Annotated in this window: 11 protein-coding genes and 1 tRNA gene; 6 read left to right on the forward strand and 6 right to left on the reverse strand. The window is 66.8% G+C overall.

Going from position 1 to position 16,742, the window contains the following annotated elements; genetic code table 11:
- Window positions 1–151: 151 nt before the first annotated feature.
- Window positions 152–1,858, forward strand: a complete 1,707-nt coding sequence (locus tag AC1D2L_RS13885) for an FAD/NAD(P)-binding protein (protein ID WP_476846455.1) — start codon at window positions 152–154, stop codon at window positions 1,856–1,858.
- 89 nt (window positions 1,859–1,947) lie between these two features.
- Here AC1D2L_RS13885 and AC1D2L_RS13890 read toward each other — a convergent pair.
- Both AC1D2L_RS13890 and cpdR read right to left on the reverse strand, forming a co-directional pair.
- Window positions 1,948–2,022, reverse strand: a tRNA-Val gene (locus tag AC1D2L_RS13890).
- A gap of 134 nt (window positions 2,023–2,156) precedes the next feature.
- Entirely contained in the window at window positions 2,157–2,516 is a 360-nt protein-coding gene (gene cpdR, locus AC1D2L_RS13895; protein WP_038363805.1) for a cell cycle two-component system response regulator CpdR, read from the reverse strand.
- 264 nt (window positions 2,517–2,780) lie between these two features.
- Between cpdR and AC1D2L_RS13900 the strand changes: the two genes are divergently transcribed.
- Window positions 2,781–3,698, forward strand: coding sequence for an N-formylglutamate amidohydrolase (locus tag AC1D2L_RS13900; protein WP_476846456.1), 918 nt, complete (start codon window positions 2,781–2,783; stop codon window positions 3,696–3,698).
- Window positions 3,699–4,045: 347 nt separating this feature from the next.
- On the forward strand, window positions 4,046–4,828 hold the full coding sequence (gene hisN / locus AC1D2L_RS13905; protein WP_476846457.1) for a histidinol-phosphatase: 783 nt from the start codon (window positions 4,046–4,048) through the stop codon (window positions 4,826–4,828).
- Here the strand turns inward: hisN and AC1D2L_RS13910 are convergent.
- Window positions 4,733–5,788 carry an alpha/beta fold hydrolase gene (locus AC1D2L_RS13910; RefSeq protein ID WP_476846458.1) on the reverse strand — a complete coding sequence of 352 codons (1,056 nt, stop codon included), beginning with the start codon at window positions 5,786–5,788 and terminating at the stop codon, window positions 4,733–4,735. The genes hisN and AC1D2L_RS13910 overlap by 96 nt on opposite strands.
- A gap of 195 nt (window positions 5,789–5,983) precedes the next feature.
- Between AC1D2L_RS13910 and AC1D2L_RS13915 the strand changes: the two genes are divergently transcribed.
- Window positions 5,984–6,457 carry an Hsp20 family protein gene (locus AC1D2L_RS13915; protein ID WP_476846459.1) on the forward strand — a complete coding sequence of 158 codons (474 nt, stop codon included), beginning with the start codon at window positions 5,984–5,986 and terminating at the stop codon, window positions 6,455–6,457.
- An 85-nt stretch (window positions 6,458–6,542) separates the two neighbouring features.
- Here AC1D2L_RS13915 and AC1D2L_RS13920 read toward each other — a convergent pair whose 3' ends face one another.
- Both AC1D2L_RS13920 and AC1D2L_RS13925 read right to left on the reverse strand, forming a co-directional pair.
- Window positions 6,543–7,484 carry a hypothetical protein gene (locus AC1D2L_RS13920; RefSeq protein WP_476846460.1) on the reverse strand — a complete coding sequence of 314 codons (942 nt, stop codon included), beginning with the start codon at window positions 7,482–7,484 and terminating at the stop codon, window positions 6,543–6,545.
- Window positions 7,485–7,573: 89 nt separating this feature from the next.
- Window positions 7,574–8,635 carry a threonine aldolase family protein gene (locus AC1D2L_RS13925; protein WP_476846461.1) on the reverse strand — a complete coding sequence of 354 codons (1,062 nt, stop codon included), beginning with the start codon at window positions 8,633–8,635 and terminating at the stop codon, window positions 7,574–7,576.
- A 599-nt stretch (window positions 8,636–9,234) separates the two neighbouring features.
- On the opposite strand from AC1D2L_RS13925, the gene gltB reads away from it, so the two are divergent.
- Both gltB and AC1D2L_RS13935 read left to right on the forward strand, forming a co-directional pair.
- The gene (gene gltB, locus AC1D2L_RS13930; protein WP_476846462.1) at window positions 9,235–13,935 is read left to right on the forward strand and encodes a glutamate synthase large subunit; all 4,701 of its coding nucleotides are present in this window, start codon (window positions 9,235–9,237) and stop codon (window positions 13,933–13,935) included.
- Between the two features lie 4 nt (window positions 13,936–13,939).
- A complete protein-coding gene (locus AC1D2L_RS13935) occupies window positions 13,940–15,361 on the forward strand; it encodes a glutamate synthase subunit beta (RefSeq protein ID WP_476846463.1) in 1,422 nt (473 codons plus the stop codon).
- Between the two features lie 106 nt (window positions 15,362–15,467).
- Here the strand turns inward: AC1D2L_RS13935 and AC1D2L_RS13940 are convergent, their stop codons facing one another.
- Window positions 15,468–16,694, reverse strand: coding sequence for an SGNH/GDSL hydrolase family protein (locus AC1D2L_RS13940; RefSeq protein ID WP_476846464.1), 1,227 nt, complete (start codon window positions 16,692–16,694; stop codon window positions 15,468–15,470).
- Window positions 16,695–16,742: the final 48 nt, after the last annotated feature.

Consider the following 16,742-nt stretch of genomic DNA (forward strand, 5'->3'; position numbering starts at 1 on the left):
TGAGGGTGCTTTGCCGGTGGCCGCCAACCCATGCATGGTGTCGGCCCGTCGCGGGAACGTTTCAGGGGGGTGGACGTTCAGCCTGCCGACGCCGACGTCGATGGACGTGTGGTTGAGTCAGCCAGGTCAGTCTCGGCGTTAGCGTAACAGCATGTCAGCCAGGGTTTGCGTTCAGGACGTTGCCATCGTCGGCTCTGGCCCGAGCGCGATCTATACGCTGCAGCACCTCCTGAGCAGCGCGGTGCCGCTGCGGATCACTCTCTTCGAGGCGGGTGCGCGCGCGGGCGTCGGCACGCCCTATGACCCCGCCACCACATCCGTCGACCTGCTCGCCAACATTGCGAGCATCGAGATGCCCCCGGTCTGCGAGACGCTGCTGGCCTTCCTCGCTCGCTCGAGCGACGCGGAGCTCGAAGCGGTCGGCGTCGACCGGACGAGCCTCGGCGAGAGGGAGTTCTTTCCCCGTGTCGCGCTGGGAGCCTATTACGCATCGCAGCTGAGCCAGCTCCAGGCTCAGGCGGCAGCCTCGGGCAGCTTCGTGACGATCCTGACGCAGCATCGCGTCGAGGATGTGAAGCCTCGCCGTGGCGGCCTGACGGTCCTGTACCGCACGCCCGGTGCGCGATTGGCTGGAGCGGCGTTCGATCAGGTCGTGCTGGCGACAGGCCACAGCACGTCAAAGCGCCAGGGTGCACTGCCTGAGCGCGCTGGCGACGTGGCCTGCCCCACGGGATCGATTGGAATCCTCGGCTCCTCGCTGTCGGCAATCGATATCGCGATCTCGATTGCGACGTCCTGCGGGTCGTTCGTCGGCGACGGTTTCGAGCCCTCGGGGCAGGCCGGGCACTTTCACATCACGATGATGTCGCGTGGTGGGCGTCTTCCCGAGATCGACTTCTTCTGCCCCCTGCCGGCCGAACCGGCCGCGGGGTTCACCGAGGCCGATGTCGAGGCGATCGTGCGGTCCTCGGCCTCGGGAACGGTTCTGGACGCCGTCTTTGCGCGCTTCGCCGGGGCGCTGTCTCGGCTCGATCCCGCCTACGCGGCTGCGATCGGCCTGGTGGCGCTCACCGCCGACACGTTCGCCAGCGCCTATTTCAGCGCACGCGACGCGCGTGACCCCTTTGCCGGCGCGGCCCAGGATCTGGCGACGTCACGCCAGCACGCGGCGTACAAGCATGTCGTGCCCTGGAAATACGCGATCCTGCGCATGCACGAGGCTTTTGCCTGCTGCCTCGACGCGCTCGATGAGACCGAGCTGGAGCGTTTCAACCGCGGCATGAAATCGGTCTTCATCGACAACTACGCCGCCGTTCCACCGCTCTCGATCGAGCGTCTCCTGGCCCTGCATGCGTCCGGCCATCTCTCGCTGCTGCGCCTGGGCGACGACTACGAACTCGACATCGAGCCCTCGACCGGAGCGGCCGAGATCACCATTGGTGCCGGGCAGCACCGCTTCGAACACCTGTTCGATGCGCGGGGGCAGGCGGCCGCCGATGAGGATGCATTTCCCTTCCCGACCTTGCGCATGCTCCTCAAGGCCAATGGCGCCCGGAACGACGACGGGGGCGGCAGCGTCCAGGTGGAGGATGATTATGCGCTCTCGGGCGGCCTGAATCCGATGCCCGGCGTCTATTGCCTGAGCCTGCCTTTCCTCCTCGCGCGTCAGCCCTTCATCCAGGGGTTGACGAGCGCAGCGGATATGGGCCGGTCGGTGGCCGAGGCGATCCTCGAAGCAGGCGGATCGGCGGCGCCCGATTCAGAGCCGGTGAGCCTCGAAGAACTCGTCGAGACAGTGGAGCAGACCAGCCCGATCTTCATCGTCGGGACCGGCGAAGTGATTCTCGCGGGGACCTAGACCTCGCGGAGGCAATCGCGGACTTGGCGCCAGCCAGAACGAAAAAACCCCGGACATCGCCTTGCCAGCGATGTCCGGGGTTTTGAAAATGGTGGGCGCGACAGGGATCGAACCTGTGACCCCTACGATGTCAACGTAGTGCTCTCCCGCTGAGCTACGCGCCCATTTCACCGGTCAGGATTTGCATCCGTCGGCGATCTGGAAACTCGGTGTTGGCCGGTTGGCCGCGACCTCGTTGCGAGGACTGGGGCTATAGCCAATGGCGCTTCGGCTGGCAAGGCGCTTTTGGCGAAAATCGTCAGGCTGCCAAAAGCTTTTCAACCTCGTTGACGAGTTCGCGCAGATGGAAGGGCTTTGACAGCACTTTTGCGTCCTTCGGGGTCTGCGAATCCGGGTTGAGCGCGACAGCCGCGAAGCCCGTGATGAACATCACCTTGATGTCGGGGTCGAGTTCGGTGGCGCGGCGCGCCAGCTCGATGCCGTCCATCTCCGGCATCACGATATCGGTCAGCAGCAGTTCGAAGGGCTCTTCGCGCAGGCGGTTATAGGCCGAGAGCCCGTTGTCGAAGGAGGCCACGTCGTAGCCCGCATTCTGCAGGGCCTTGACCAGGAACCGGCGCATGTCGTTGTCGTCTTCGGCGAGAAGTATCTTCGTCATGGGCCTGCTGTGTCCGTCCCGTGGTGCTTGTCTTGAGGCCGGGACCTCGCCAAGGCGGCGTGTCCGACCGATGGTCTGGTCTTGTGTCTCAGCCGTTCCCTGGCTGGCGAGCGGCTGGGGTATCCGGCCGCGGGGGCATAAGGAACCATGCAGTTGTATAAGGCACGACCATGGTAAACAACGCGTGAATCCCGCGTCGGGTTTCCACCCTGCGGCGGTATCACTTCAAAGCCGCGTGTTTGTGTGCTTCAGTCGAGCCGCATGATGTCTTCTTTCACCGCCTTCACGACCAGTCCCGACGATGTCGTCGCCGAGATCGAGCGGCCGTTCACGCTGTACCAGCCGGCGTTGCAGGTCGTTCCGGTGGTCGTCGACGTGCCCCATGCCGGCCGACGCTATCCGAGCGCCTTCGTCGAGCGCGCGCGCCTGCCGCTGCGCGGGCTGCGCCGCTCCGAGGACGCCTATGTCGACCGGCTTTTCGCACAGACGGTGTCGCTAGGCGCGCCGCTGCTCGCGGCCGAATTCCCGCGCGCCTTCCTCGATGTCAATCGCGAGCCCTATGAACTCGATCCGCGCATGTTCGACGGCAGGCTTCCCGCCTTCGCCAATACCCGCTCGCTGCGGGTCGCCGGCGGCCTGGGCACGGTCCCGCGCATCGTCGGGGACGGGCAGGAGATCTATTTCGGTCGCATTCCGATCGAGGAGGGGCTGGCGCGGATCGATCGGCTCTATCGCCCCTACCATGCCGGCCTGCGCGGACTGATCCAGCGAACCCACGGCGCCTTCGGCACCTGCATCCTGGTCGACGCGCATTCGATGCCGTCGACAGGGCTCGACCGTGACGGCACGCCGAAGGCCGACATCATCCTGGGGGACCGCTTCGGGACCAGCGCGGCGGCCTACATCACGGATATCGCCGAAGACGCGTTTCGCCGGCTTGGGCTCACCGTGACGCGCAACCGGCCTTATGCGGGAGGCTTCATCACCGAGCATTACGGGGCGCCGGCCACCGGCGTCCACGCGCTCCAGATCGAGGTCAACCGCGCGCTCTACATGAACGAGACGACGCTCGAGCCGCATGCCGGTTTCGACGGCCTTGAGCGCGCGATAATCGCCGCGATGGCGGATTGCTTCGCGCGCTGGAGTGGCTGGCTTGACGAATGGCGCGAGGCGGCGGAATAGCCGGGTTCTTGCGCCGAAACGATCGTTTCAGATTGGTTTCCATCGCGAACCCAGAAAAAAGGGCCGCACACTTGCGTGGCGGCCCAAGTCTAGGGAGGAAACGCCCAAGGAGGGCAACGAAGGCTTGAAGTAATCGCCCCTTCGCAGTGCACAATATGAACGTGCAGCGCAAAAAAGCAAGCGCTTTCGCGCGGAGTCGTGAGGGGTATGCGCAGCATGCAAAGAAGAGCGCGCGTTTTCAGGCATTTCTCTTGTTTTTCAATGAGGCGGGCGGCATTGAGGGCGTTGGCTGGCAGCGCTGGCGGGGCCTGAATGCTGCGGGGCAACAAAATGCGGGGAGACGGCCTATGAGCACGGTGGATTTTGGCGCCTTCGTCGGCGAACTGGCGACGCAATCGGGCCGGGCGATCCTGCCGTTCTTCCGGGCGCATCATGCGACCGAGGACAAGTCCCTGGGCGGTGTCTTCGACCCCGTGACCGAGGCCGACCGCGCTGGCGAGAACGTGATGCGCCATCTGATCAAGCGCAGCTTCCCCGCGCATGGCGTGCTCGGCGAGGAGTTCGGCAACGAGAACATCGATGCGGAATATGTCTGGGTTCTGGACCCGATCGACGGGACGCGTGCCTTCATCTCCGGCATCCCGGTCTGGGGCACGCTGATCGGGCTGACGCGGTCGGGCGTGCCGGTCTACGGCATGATGCACCAGCCCTTCACCGGCGAGCGCTATTCCGGCGATGGCCGCCAGGCGCGCTATGAGGGGCCCAACGGCCCGCGCACCCTGCGCACGCGCCAGGTCACGGATCTCGCCCAGGCGACGCTGATGACCACGAGCCCGGCGCTGTTCAAGGGCGAGGAGGCGCAGGCCTATGCCCGAGTCGAGGCCAAGGTCCGGCTGCCGCGCTATGGCTGCGACTGCTATGCCTATTGCATGCTGGCCGCCGGCCATGTCGATCTCGTGATCGAAGCCGGCCTGAAGCCCTACGACATCGTCGCGCTGATCCCGATCATCGAGGGCGCGGGCGGCATCGTCACCTCATGGGACGGTGGCAGCGCCGCTGGCGGCGGCAGGGTCGTCGCGGCTGCCAACAAGACGCTGCATGAGGCCGCCATGAGCCTGCTCGCCGGCTGAGACGACGGCGCCATTGTCCTCGCCGGGGATGAAGGCGTCGAAGGCGGCCCAGAACTGGGCGCGGATGTCGTCGCTCTCCATCAGGATCTCGTGCCTCGCCGTGGGCAGGACCAGCGCCGAGCCGGTCTTGAGCCTGGCAGCGAAGCGCTCGATCGCCGGTGTTGACACGACGGGGTCGCGGCCCGCCGCGATGACGAGCGTCGGCACCTTGACCTCCAGTGCGGCTGAGGGCGCGCTCAGCCGCGCCATCAACTGGAACGCCGCCCGGATCCAGGCGATGGTGGGGTCGCCGATGCTGAGGTGCCGCGCCACTGCCGAGAGCGCGCTGTTGCGGGCATAGCGCACGGGATCGCTGGTCAGGCGATTGCCCTCGAACGGCTTTGTGGCAATCGCCGTGTCGCCGCCGCCGGGTACGAAGAACCGGCCGAGGCCGAGCCAGAACAGGGCGCTGGCCAGGCGGCTTGCGGCCTGCGGGCGCTCGATCAGCGTCAGGCCCAGCATCGGCGCGATCGCGACCATGCGCGAGACCGGCAGGGCATCGTGCCGGGCTGCGTCGAGGCAGAGCGCGGCGCCCATCGAATGCGCCAGCACGAAATAGGGCGGAGGCAGGAGCTCGCGCATCTGCTCCATCGCCAAGGCGAGGTCGCGCTCATAATGGCTGAGCCAACCGACATGGCCCTTGCGGGTGCGGCTGACGAAGCGCTGGGAACCACCCTGGCCGCGCCAGTCGAAGCTCAGCACATGGAAGCCGCGCCGGCGCAGTTCCGCGATCGTCTCGCTGTAGCGCTCGATGAATTCGGCCCGGCCCTGGATGACGACGACCGTGCCGCGCACCGGCTTGACGGTCGGGCGCCAGCTGGCGAAGCGGAGCCGCGCGCCATCGCGGGTCGTCGCGAGCCAGGTCTTGCCGTGGCCGGGGACGGGATAGTCCGGGTGGGCGAAGAGTTCGGCTTCAGACATCGCAACTTTCGCATGCAGGCGGGCCCGGGCGGCTCGCGGCCTTGTTTATGCCCGTCTCGCCGACCTCTTGAAAAGCCGAAATCACGCTCCCAGATGGTGTCTGCGCAGGCCGCCAGCCGGGTGCGCAAACCCAACCGAGCCCGTGCTCATGATGAGGCGGGCCGACCCAGATGTCGCTTCCTTTGGAGGACAACCATGCGTCACTATGATCTTTCCCCGCTCTATCGTTCGACCGTCGGCTTCGATCGCCTGTTCTCGCTGCTCGACCAGGCTACCAGCACCGAGGCTGCGCCGACCTATCCGCCCTACAACATCGAGCGCACCGCCGAGAACGCCTACCGCATCACGATTGCGGTCGCGGGCTTCGCCGAAGCCGACCTTGCCATCGAGAGCAAGGAGAACGCGCTGACGGTTCGCGGCGACAAGCAGGCAAACGACAATGGCGAGAAGCGCGAAGTCCTGCATCAGGGCATTGCCGCGCGCGCCTTCGAGCGCCGCTTCCAGCTTGCCGACTACGTGCATGTGACCGGCGCCAGCCTTGAGAACGGCCTGCTCCATATCGACCTCGTACGCGAGATTCCCGAGGCCAAGAAGCCGCGCCAGATCGCGATCGGTGCCGGTTCGGCCAAGGTGCTCGAGGCCAAGGTCGAGCCCGCCAAGGCGGCCTGATCCCGCTCGTATCGTTCCCTTCAATGAGAACGGGCGCCCCTGCTTGTGCAGGGGCGCCCTTTTTTGTGCGCCTCTCGGACGTGCCTCAATCCAGCGGCGCGACCGGGGCGATCGGGGTTTCGGCGCCGGGTTTCGCCGGGCTCGCGTCGTCGATCTGGACCGGCGGCAGCTTGATGGCCTCGCCGGCAGGGGCCGGCTGCTCGGCCCGCGCCAGGGGAGGCTCGCGCTCGGGACCGCTGGTGCCGCGGACATCGCTGGGATTGACCAGTTGGGGCTTGGACGCGCCGGTCGCCGGGTCGGCTGTGCCGGGGGTGGGAGCAGGCGGGGCGGCGGGCGCCGCGGGCGCGACCGTTGCAGGTGCGTTCGCTGTGGCTGGCGGCTGGGCTTGCGTGGCTGGAGCCGGCTCCACTCGCGGCGGGCTCGCCGGCGAGGCGTGCGCATCGGTGGCCGGGGCGTTGGCGGTCGCCGCGGCGGGCGGTTCCGTCGGCCCGACGGGCTCTGCCGCTCGCGGCAGGGTCGCGGGCGAGGGGAGTGGCTGTGTGGCGGGCGCGCTCGCCTCAGCGGGAGGCTTCAGTGAAGCCGGCCGCTCCGGAGGGCGGGGATCCAGGCGCGGCGCGGGCCGCTCGTCGGCGCGCGGATCGATGCGCGCCACGCGGGGCGCCTCGCGACGCGTTTCGGGCAGGGCGATGCGATCGACGAGGTCGCCGGTATAACGGTCGATAATCAGGCGGGTGCGACGCCCCTGGGCGCTGCGACCATCGATGATGTAGGAGCTTTCCGTGCGCACCGTGCGGTCGATCTGCGAGAGCCCGTAGTCACGGGCAGCGACGCGGCCGATCGCGCGCGGCGGGATCTGGGCTGGCGGGACCGGCGCGTAGCGCTCGTAATAGCGCGGCGCATAGGCCTCGTAGCCGTAGTCATACTCGTAATATTGCGCGAACGCCGTGCCAGACGATCCCGCGACGGCGCCGGCCATGGCCAGCCCCGTCAACGCCAGGCGCGCATGCGCGGTCGATCGAAATGCCATCTCGTCAAATCCCTCTCGGCGACTGAAATACCGCTCTTCAGTCTTCCTTAGGGATTGCGGCGTGCGTGGGGCTGAATTCGGGACTCAATTCAGCGTGGCGACTGGCTGAAGGCCGTGATCGCGCGCTCGACATCGGCCTCGCGGGTCGAGAACGACATCACGAACCGCCCGACGACCTCGCCCTCCGCGAGCGCGACATCCTGCGGCAGGGCCGTATCCGACCAGGGCAGGAAACCGACGCCTGCCGCTTTCAGGCCCTGCTGCAAAGCAGGCGACAGGATCGGAAACACCGCATTGGCCTCGCAGGGCCAGGCCAGCGCGATGCCCTGCTCCGTCAGCGCGCCGGCGAGGCGGCTGGCCATCGCATTGGCGTGGCGGGCGAGATCGAGCCAGTGGCCGTCGCCGAGCAGGCCCTCGAACTGCGCGCCGATGAGGCGCCCCTTGGACAGGGTGTGGCCGGCACGCTTGCGCCTCCATTTGGTCTCCATGGCTCGCGCGGGATCGAAGAAGATCACCGCCTCGGCCGCCCAGCAGCCGTTCTTTGTGCCGCCGAACGACAGGACATCGACGCCGGCCTTCCAGGTGATCTCGGCCGGCGTGCAGCCGAGCGAGACCAGCGCATTGGCGAAGCGTGCGCCGTCCATATGCAGGGTCAGGCCGCGCGCGTCTCCGGCCTGCTTCAGGGCGCGCACCTCGGCGGGGGTATAGATCTGGCCGCATTCGGTCGCCTGCGTGATGGCCAGCGCCTGCGGCTGGACCTGGTGCAGAGCGCCTTCGCGCATCCGTCCGAGCGCCTTGGTCACGAGTTCCGGCGTGATCTTGTTGCCGGCGCCGGGCAGCCCGATCAGCTTGGCGCCATCGCTGAAGAATTCGGGCGCGCCGCATTCGTCATCGGCGACATGGCTTTCCTCATGCGTGAGCACGGCGCCCCAGGGACGGGTGATCGAGGCCAGCGCCAGCGCATTCGCCGCCGTGCCGCTGGCGACCAGGAAGACCGAGACCTCGTGCTCGAAGATCTCGGAGAACAGGCGCTCGACGCGCCCGGTCCAGGCATCGGTGCCATAGGCCGATGCGGAGCCGTCGTTCGCTGCTGCGATCGCGGCCATGACGGGGGCGCTCGCGCCGGCGGTGTTGTCGCTGATGAAGTTCATGCGCGAGGGTTAGCGGCGAGCGGCGAGGCTGCCAAGCGCGGTAACGGAAGGGTGCCCTGCATGCAGGGATGGTCGAACAAGGCCCCGGCTCACAAAAACAAGAAGCATGCTGCTGGAGTCGGGCTTTCGTTCCGGTTATGTCTGGCGGGCTCGCGATATCGCAATTAAATTTCGTCTTCGTTCCAAATCCGCGCTTGTGCCCAGATTGGAATTCTGGCAAATTCACGGCGATAGGACAGTGTTGCTGTCCCATTTTCATCCTGTCCACGCCAAGCCGCAGGGCTGGATGTCGGACATGCGCAAAGGAGCGGACGCATGACGAAGGGTACGGCCAAAAACGCCAAAACCACTCGTACGCGTGCCACTCGCAAAGCGGCAGCCTAACAGGCGCGACCGGGCGACAAGCCCCAGGCGCCTGCGGAGGACGCGGGCGCCCCAAGACAGCGCAAGCAAACCTCCTGAGACCAGACTGGCCGTGTTGGCCTCTTCCTTGCTGCGTCCCGAATGGACGTTGGCGGGGCCGGCACGGTGAAGCATGATTGGGTTCGAAGGCGGCTGCCGGCGACAAACCGGCTGGCTGCATGAAGCGGGGTTTGACGATGAGCGAAACCAGCAAGTCGAGCGTGGCGGAAGCCGCTGCGGCCTTCCCGGCGGTGCGTGATCCGGCGATGCCCGAGCGCCAGGGACTCTATGATCCGTCCTATGAAAAGGACGCCTGCGGCGTCGGCTTCATCGCCGATATGAAGAACCGCAAGACCCACGCCATCGTCCAGCAGGGCCTGCAGATCCTGCACAATCTCGACCATCGCGGCGCGGTCGGTGCCGATCCCAAGCTCGGCGACGGCTGCGGTATCCTCACCCAGATCCCGCATGGCTTCTTCATGGAAGAATGCGCCAGGCTCGGCATTGAATTGCCGGCGGCCGGCCATTACGCCATCGGCCAGTTCTTCATGCCGCAGGATGCCGAGGACCGCGCGGTCTGCGAGGACATCGTCGCCAAGGCGGTGGAAGAGGAAGGCCTGATCTTCCTGGGCTGGCGCGACGTGCCGGTCGATTCCTCCGATCTCGGCGACGCCGTCAAGGCGACCGAGCCCGTGCATCGCCAGCTCTTCGTCGGCCGCCCCGCAGAGATCGAAGACGAGGATGATTTCGAGCGCAAGGTCTATGTGCTCAGGAAGTCGGTCTCCAACAAGGTCTATCGCCGCCAGGACCGCGCCACCGCGACCTATTACCCGGTCTCGATGTCGGCCCGCACCATCGTCTACAAGGGCATGGTGCTGGTCACGCAGCTCGGCTCCTATTTCAAGGACCTGACCGACGAGCGCTTCGTCTCGGCCATCGCGCTGGTCCACCAGCGCTTCGCCACCAACACCTTCCCGTCCTGGCGCCTGGCCCACCCCTATCGGATGGTGGCGCATAACGGCGAGATCAACACGCTGCGCGGCAACGTCAACTGGATGGCGGCCCGGCAGGCCTCGGTCGATTCCGAGCTGTTTGGAACCGATATCTCGAAGCTCTGGCCGATCTCCTACGAGGGCCAGTCGGACACGGCCTGCTTCGACAACGCGCTCGAATTCCTGGTCCAGGGTGGCTATTCGCTCGCCCACGCCATGATGATGCTGGTGCCGGAAGCCTGGAACGGCAATCCGCTGATGGATGAAGAGCGGCGCGCCTTCTACGAATACCATGCCGCGCTGATGGAGCCCTGGGACGGGCCGGCCGCGATCGCCTTCACCGATGGCCGCCAGATCGGCGCGACGCTCGACCGCAACGGCCTGCGGCCCGCGCGCTATCTCGTGACCGATGACGGGCTTGTCGTGCTCGCCTCGGAATTCGGCGTGCTGCCGATCCCCGAGGAGAAGATCGTCCAGAAGTGGCGCCTGCAGCCCGGCAAGATGCTGCTGATCGACCTCGAGCAGGGCCGCATCATCGGCGATGACGAGATCAAGTCGTCGCTGTGCCTGGCCAACCCCTACAAGGACTGGCTGAAGCGCACCCAGATCGTGCTCGAGGACCTGCCGCCGGTCGAGGCGCGCGCCTCGCGCACCGACGTCGCGCTGCTCGATCGCCAGCAGGCCTTCGGCTACACCCAGGAAGACACCAAGATCCTGATGGCGCCGATGGCCGTGACCGGCCAGGAAGCCGTCGGCTCGATGGGCACCGACACGCCGATCTCGGCGCTCTCGTCGAAGTCGAAGCTGCTCTACACCTATTTCAAGCAGAACTTCGCCCAGGTCACCAACCCGCCGATCGATCCGATCCGCGAGGAGCTGGTGATGAGCCTGCTCTCCTTCATCGGCCCGCGCCCCAACATCCTCGATCTCGAGGGCATGTCGCGGCGCAAGCGGCTCGAGGTGCGCCAGCCGATCCTGACCAATGACGATCTCGAGAAGATCCGCTGCATCGGTCATTACGAGGATCGCTTCGACACCAAGACGATCGACATCACCTATCCCGCCCGCGACGGTGCCGGCGGCATGGAGGCTGCCATCGAGCGGCTCTGCGAGCGCTCGGAAGCGGCTGTCCATGGCGGCTACAACATCATCATTCTGTCCGACCGTCAGGTCGGGCCCGACCGCATCCCGATCCCGGCGCTGCTGGCGACGGCGGCCGTGCACCATCACCTGATCCGCAAGGGCCTGCGCACCTCGGTCGGCCTCGTCGTGGAGACCGGCGAGCCGCGCGAAATCCATCACTTTGCCTGCCTGGCCGGCTTCGGTGCGGAGGCGATCAACCCCTATCTCGCCTTTGAGACGCTGGAAGCCCTCTACGAGGCCGGCGAGTTCCCGAAGGAAGTCGACCGCTACGAGGTGGTCAAGCGCTACATCAAGTCGGTCGGCAAGGGCCTGCTCAAGGTCATGTCCAAGATGGGCATCTCGACCTACCAGTCCTATTGCGGCGCCCAGATCTTCGACGCGATCGGCCTGCGCACCGACGCGATCGAAAAGTACTTCACCGGCACGATCTCCTCGATCGAGGGTGTAGGGCTGCCGGAGATCGCCGAGGAGACGGTGCGCCGCCATCGCGACGCCTTCGGCGACTCGCCGGTCTATCGCGACTCGCTCGATGTCGGCGGCGAATACGCCTTCCGCCTGCGCGGCGAGGACCATGCCTGGACGCCCGAGAACATCGCGCTGCTGCAGCACGCCGTGCGCGGCAACGCCCAGGACAAGTACCGGGCCTATGCCGATCTGGTGAACGACCAGAGCCAGAAGTTCTCGACCATTCGCGGGCTGTTCGACATCAAGGACGCAGCCGCGATCGGCACCACGCCGATCCCGATCGAGCAGGTCGAATCGGCTGCCGACATCGTCAAGCGCTTCGCCACGGGTGCCATGTCGTTCGGCTCGATCAGCCATGAGGCGCATTCGACGCTCGCCATCGCGATGAACTCGATCGGCGGCAAGTCGAACACCGGCGAGGGCGGCGAGGAGCCCGAGCGCTTCGTGCCGATGGCCGATGGCCGCTCGATGCGCTCGGCGATCAAGCAGATCGCGTCCGGCCGCTTCGGCGTCACCACCGAGTATCTCGTCAATTCGGCGATGATGCAGATCAAGATCTCGCAGGGCGCCAAGCCCGGCGAGGGCGGCCAGCTGCCCGGCCACAAGGTCGATGCGCGCATCGCCAAGGTCAGGCACTCGACGCCGGGCGTCGGCCTGATCTCGCCGCCGCCGCACCACGACATCTACTCGATCGAAGACATCGCCCAGCTGATCTTCGACCTGAAGAACGTCAACCCGGCGGCCGACGTCTCGGTCAAGCTGGTCTCGGAGCTCGGGGTCGGCACGGTTGCGGCCGGCGTCGCCAAGGCGCGCGCCGACCACATCACGATCTCGGGCTATGAGGGCGGCACCGGCGCCTCGCCGCTGACCTCGATCAAGCATGCGGGCTCGCCCTGGGAAATCGGCCTGGCCGAGACCCACCAGATCCTCGTGCTCAACAAGTTGCGCGGCCGCATCGCACTGCAGGTCGACGGTGGCCTTCGCACCGGACGCGACATCGTCATCGGCGCGCTGCTGGGCGCCGACGAGTTCGGCTTCGCGACCGCGCCGCTGATCGCGGCCGGCTGCATCATGATGCGCAAGTGCCACCTCAACACCTGCCCGGTCGGCGTCGCCACGCAGGACCCGGTGCTGCGCAAGCGCTTCAAGGGCGCGCCCGAGCACGTCGTCAACTTCTTCTTCTTCCTGGCGGAAGACGTCCGCGAGATCATGGCGAGCCTCGGCGTCGCAAAATTCGACGATCTCGTCGGCCGCTCCGAATGGCTCGACAAGAAGCAGGCGATCGACCACTGGAAGGCCAAGGGCCTCGATTTCAGCCGCATCTTCCACAAGCCCGATGTCGGCCCCGAGGTGGCGATCCGCCATGTCGAATTGCAGCAGCATCCGATCGATGCGGTGCTCGACCGCGCCCTGATCGCGCAGTCGCAGGCCGCGCTCGAAAAGGGCGAAAAGGTCGTGATCGAAAGCCCGATCAAGAATGTCGACCGGTCCACCGGCGCAATGCTCTCGGGCGAGGTCGCCAAGCGCTACGGCTATGCCGGGCTGCCGCAGGACACGATCACCGTGAAGCTCACCGGCACCGCCGGCCAGAGTTTCGGCGCCTGGACCGTCAACGGTGTCACGCTCGAACTCACCGGCCAGGCCAACGACTATGTCGGCAAGGGGCTGTCGGGCGGCAAGCTGATCATCAAGCCGGCAGCCGATTCCCGCACGGTCGCGGCGCAGTCGATCATCGTCGGCAACACCGTGATGTACGGCGCGATCTCGGGCGAGTGCTACTTCAGCGGCGTCGCCGGCGAGCGCTTCGCGGTGCGCAATTCGGGCGCCATCGCGGTGGTCGAGGGCACCGGCGACCATGGCTGCGAATACATGACCGGCGGCGTCGTCGTCGTGCTCGGCCAGACCGGCCGCAACTTCGCGGCCGGCATGTCGGGCGGCATCGCCTATGTCCTCGACGAGGACAGGAGCTTCGCCAAGCGCTGCAACCTATCGATGGTCGATCTCGAGCCGGTGCCGGAGGAGGAAGAGCTGACGCAGCGCCTCTACCACCATGGCGGCGACCTCGAGTTCAAGGGCCGCATCGACGTCATGGCCAACATGTCGGGTTACGACGCCGAGCGCCTGCTGCAGCTGATCGCCGACCACCACCGCTATACCGGCTCGCTGCGGGCCAAGGACATCTTGGACAACTGGGCGGAGTACCTGCCCAAATTCGTCAAGGTCATGCCGGTCGAATACCGGCGTGCGCTTCAGGAAATCGAGCAGGCGCAAGCCGGCCTATCGGTCGCGGCGGAGTAAGATCATGGGCAAGGTTACAGGCTTCCTCGAGATCGACCGGCGCGACCGGAAGTATCTGCCGGCCTCCGACCGGATCAGGAACTACAAGGAGTTCGTGATCCCGCTCGGCCCGGAGGCGACGCGCGACCAGGCTGCGCGCTGCATGAACTGCGGCATCCCCTATTGTCACAATGGCTGCCCGGTGAACAACCAGATCCCGGACTGGAACGACCTCGTCTACAACGACAAATGGCGCGAGGCGCTGGGCAACCTGCACTCGACCAACAACTTCCCGGAGTTCACCGGACGCGTCTGCCCCGCGCCCTGCGAGGCCTCCTGCACGCTCAACCTCGAGGACACGCCGGTCACGATCAAGTCGATCGAGTGCGCCATCGTCGACAAGGGCTGGGCCGAGGGCTGGATCGTGCCCGAGCCGCCGAAGTCGCGCACCGGCAAGAAGATCGCGCTGATCGGCTCCGGTCCCGCCGGGCTCTCGGCCGCGCAGCAACTCGCTCGCGCCGGCCATGAGGTGCATGTCTACGAGCGCCAGGCCCGCGCCGGCGGCCTGCTGCGCTATGGCATTCCCGACTTCAAGATGGAGAAGAGCCACGTCGAGCGCCGCGTGAAGCAGATGGAGGCCGAAGGCGTCATCTTCCACTACGGCGTGAATGTCGGCGTCGACATCGACCCTGCCGAACTCGTCGCGCAATATGATGCGGTCGGCCTGACCGGCGGCGCCGAGAAGCCGCGCGACCTGCCGATCGAGGGCCGCGACCTCGACGGCGTACAGTTCGCCATGGATTTCCTGCCGCAGCAGAACCGCCGCAATGGCGGCGAGTCAGCGACCGGTAATTCGCTACCGATCCTGGCCTCGGGCAAGCATGTCGTCGTCATCGGCGGCGGCGACACCGGCTCGGACTGCATCGGCACCTCGGTGCGCCAGGGCGCGCTCTCGGTGACGCAGATCGAGATCATGCCGCAGCCTCCCGAGAAGGAGAACAAGCAGCTGACCTGGCCGAACTGGCCGCTGAAGCTGCGGACGTCGTCGAGCCACGAAGAGGGCGCCGAGCGCGATTTCGCCATCGGTACCGTGAAGTTCGTCGGCGAGAACGGCCGCGTCAAGAAGCTGCGCTGCGCCAAGGTCGATGCCGGCTTCAAGCCGATCGAGGGCAGCGAGTTCGATCTCAAGGCCGATCTCGTGCTGCTCGCCATGGGCTTCGTCTCGCCCGTGCATGAGGGGCTGATCGAGAAGCTCGGCGTCGCGATCGACAAGCGCGGCAATGTCGAGGCCAATACGCTGGGCTACAAGACTTCGGTCGAGAAGGTCTTCACCGCCGGCGACATGCGGCGGGGACAATCGCTGGTGGTCTGGGCCATCCGCGAGGGTCGCCAGATGGCCCACGCGATCGACAAGCACCTGATGGGCGAGACGATCCTGCCGCGGTGAGCCTGCATCCGTCATGGTCGGGCTTGACCCGACCATCTCGGAAACAAGAGTCTTCCGTAATGAGATCCCCGGGCCTGCGCTGCGCGTTGCCCGAGGATGACGCCGCTCAGCGCGGCCAGCGGTAATCGTCGAGGCGGCCGGGCTTGGGCTCGGGCGCGATGCCCTCGCCGAAGACGCGGTCGAGCTGCAGCGACGCCTCGCCGCGCCCGCGCGCATCCGTGATCGAGGCGAGCAGGGCCTGCTCGCCGGTCCGCGGATGGCCCGTCAGCGGCAGGATGGGCCCCGCCAGCGGCCGGGCCTGGAGCGCCGCCGGCAATCCAGGCGAGGCAAGCTGGTTGCCGACCATGACGTCGATCATCCGCTCGACGCCGCCGGGCTGCAATTCGGGGCTGGTCGGCGCGCCGGTCTCCGGCGAAACGGGCAGGGCGATGATGCCTTGCTGCGGCGCAGCATCGATCATGCGGCGGATCAGCAGGTTGACGAAATGGGCGGCCTTGCGCGCGCCGGCGGGCGTGAAGTGGATGCCGTCGCCGAGACGCAGCCGCATGGTTTGGCCGCTGACATCGGGCCCAGTGGCCGCATAGCGGTTCTCGGCATCGACGAACGCGCCCCAGAGATCGACATATTGGCCACCGGCCTTCTCGACCTGCTGCCGGAACATCTCGTTGAAGGTGACGAAGTCCGCCGATAGCCGCGCATTCTGGACCGGAGGCATGCCGACCCAGATCAACGGGACGCGCTTGCTGGCGAAGGCGGCCGTGACCGCGTCGATGCGGGCGCGGTAGAGTTCGAGCCAGCGTGGGCTCAGCGGCTCGTGCACGGTCTCGCCCTCGCGTATCGCCTGCCGATCGTTGAGGCCGAGCAGGATGACGCCGATGCTGCTGGCCTGGTCGCTGGCGAGCAGTTCCGTCGCAGCCTTGGGCCAATCGTAGAAATCGGCGCGAACCAGCCCGGAATCGAGCTTGGCCTTGTGGACCACCGCGACATCGGGTCGGTCATTCAGGATGTCGTCGAGCCCGCCGGCCAGGAGGTGTCCGAGCGAATCGCCGAGCACGAGGATGTGGTGCGCCACGTCGACCTTGGGGAGGACGGGGTCGTCGCGCACCACGACCGGCGCGCTGCGGCGCGGCATGGCCGGGACGATCCGTGCCGGGCGCGGTGCGAGGACGGCCCTGGGCGCTGCCGGCGCGCCGAAGAGGAAAAAGCCGCGTCCGCGCTGCAGCGTCGGGTCGCGGGTCAGCATGGTGTCGCCTTCGGCGAATGAGGACGGCCCGCCTGTCAGCAGGAGCAGGCAGGCGGCCCCCAGAACCGCGATGATTGAGCGCAATCGCATTGGCTCGACCCGGCGCCGCGTCTGGCGCGGCGGAACCGCCATCCTAGC

Source organism: Allobosea sp. P1_B10, assembly GCF_056406735.1.

Bases quoted from the DNA above. Each gene is read 5' to 3' on its own strand.
- AC1D2L_RS13885 (WP_476846455.1), top strand. From the start codon at position 152: ATGTCAGCCAGGGTTTGCGTTCAGGACGTTGCCATCGTCGGCTCTGGC.
- cpdR (WP_038363805.1), bottom strand. From the start codon at position 2,516: ATGACGAAGATACTTCTCGCCGAAGACGACAACGACATGCGCCGGTTC.
- AC1D2L_RS13900 (WP_476846456.1), top strand. From the start codon at position 2,781: ATGTCTTCTTTCACCGCCTTCACGACCAGTCCCGACGATGTCGTCGCC.
- hisN (WP_476846457.1), top strand. From the start codon at position 4,046: ATGAGCACGGTGGATTTTGGCGCCTTCGTCGGCGAACTGGCGACGCAA.
- AC1D2L_RS13910 (WP_476846458.1), bottom strand. From the start codon at position 5,788: ATGTCTGAAGCCGAACTCTTCGCCCACCCGGACTATCCCGTCCCCGGC.
- AC1D2L_RS13915 (WP_476846459.1), top strand. From the start codon at position 5,984: ATGCGTCACTATGATCTTTCCCCGCTCTATCGTTCGACCGTCGGCTTC.
- AC1D2L_RS13920 (WP_476846460.1), bottom strand. From the start codon at position 7,484: ATGGCATTTCGATCGACCGCGCATGCGCGCCTGGCGTTGACGGGGCTG.
- AC1D2L_RS13925 (WP_476846461.1), bottom strand. From the start codon at position 8,635: ATGAACTTCATCAGCGACAACACCGCCGGCGCGAGCGCCCCCGTCATG.
- gltB (WP_476846462.1), top strand. From the start codon at position 9,235: ATGAGCGAAACCAGCAAGTCGAGCGTGGCGGAAGCCGCTGCGGCCTTC.
- AC1D2L_RS13935 (WP_476846463.1), top strand. From the start codon at position 13,940: ATGGGCAAGGTTACAGGCTTCCTCGAGATCGACCGGCGCGACCGGAAG.
- AC1D2L_RS13940 (WP_476846464.1), bottom strand. From the start codon at position 16,694: ATGCGATTGCGCTCAATCATCGCGGTTCTGGGGGCCGCCTGCCTGCTC.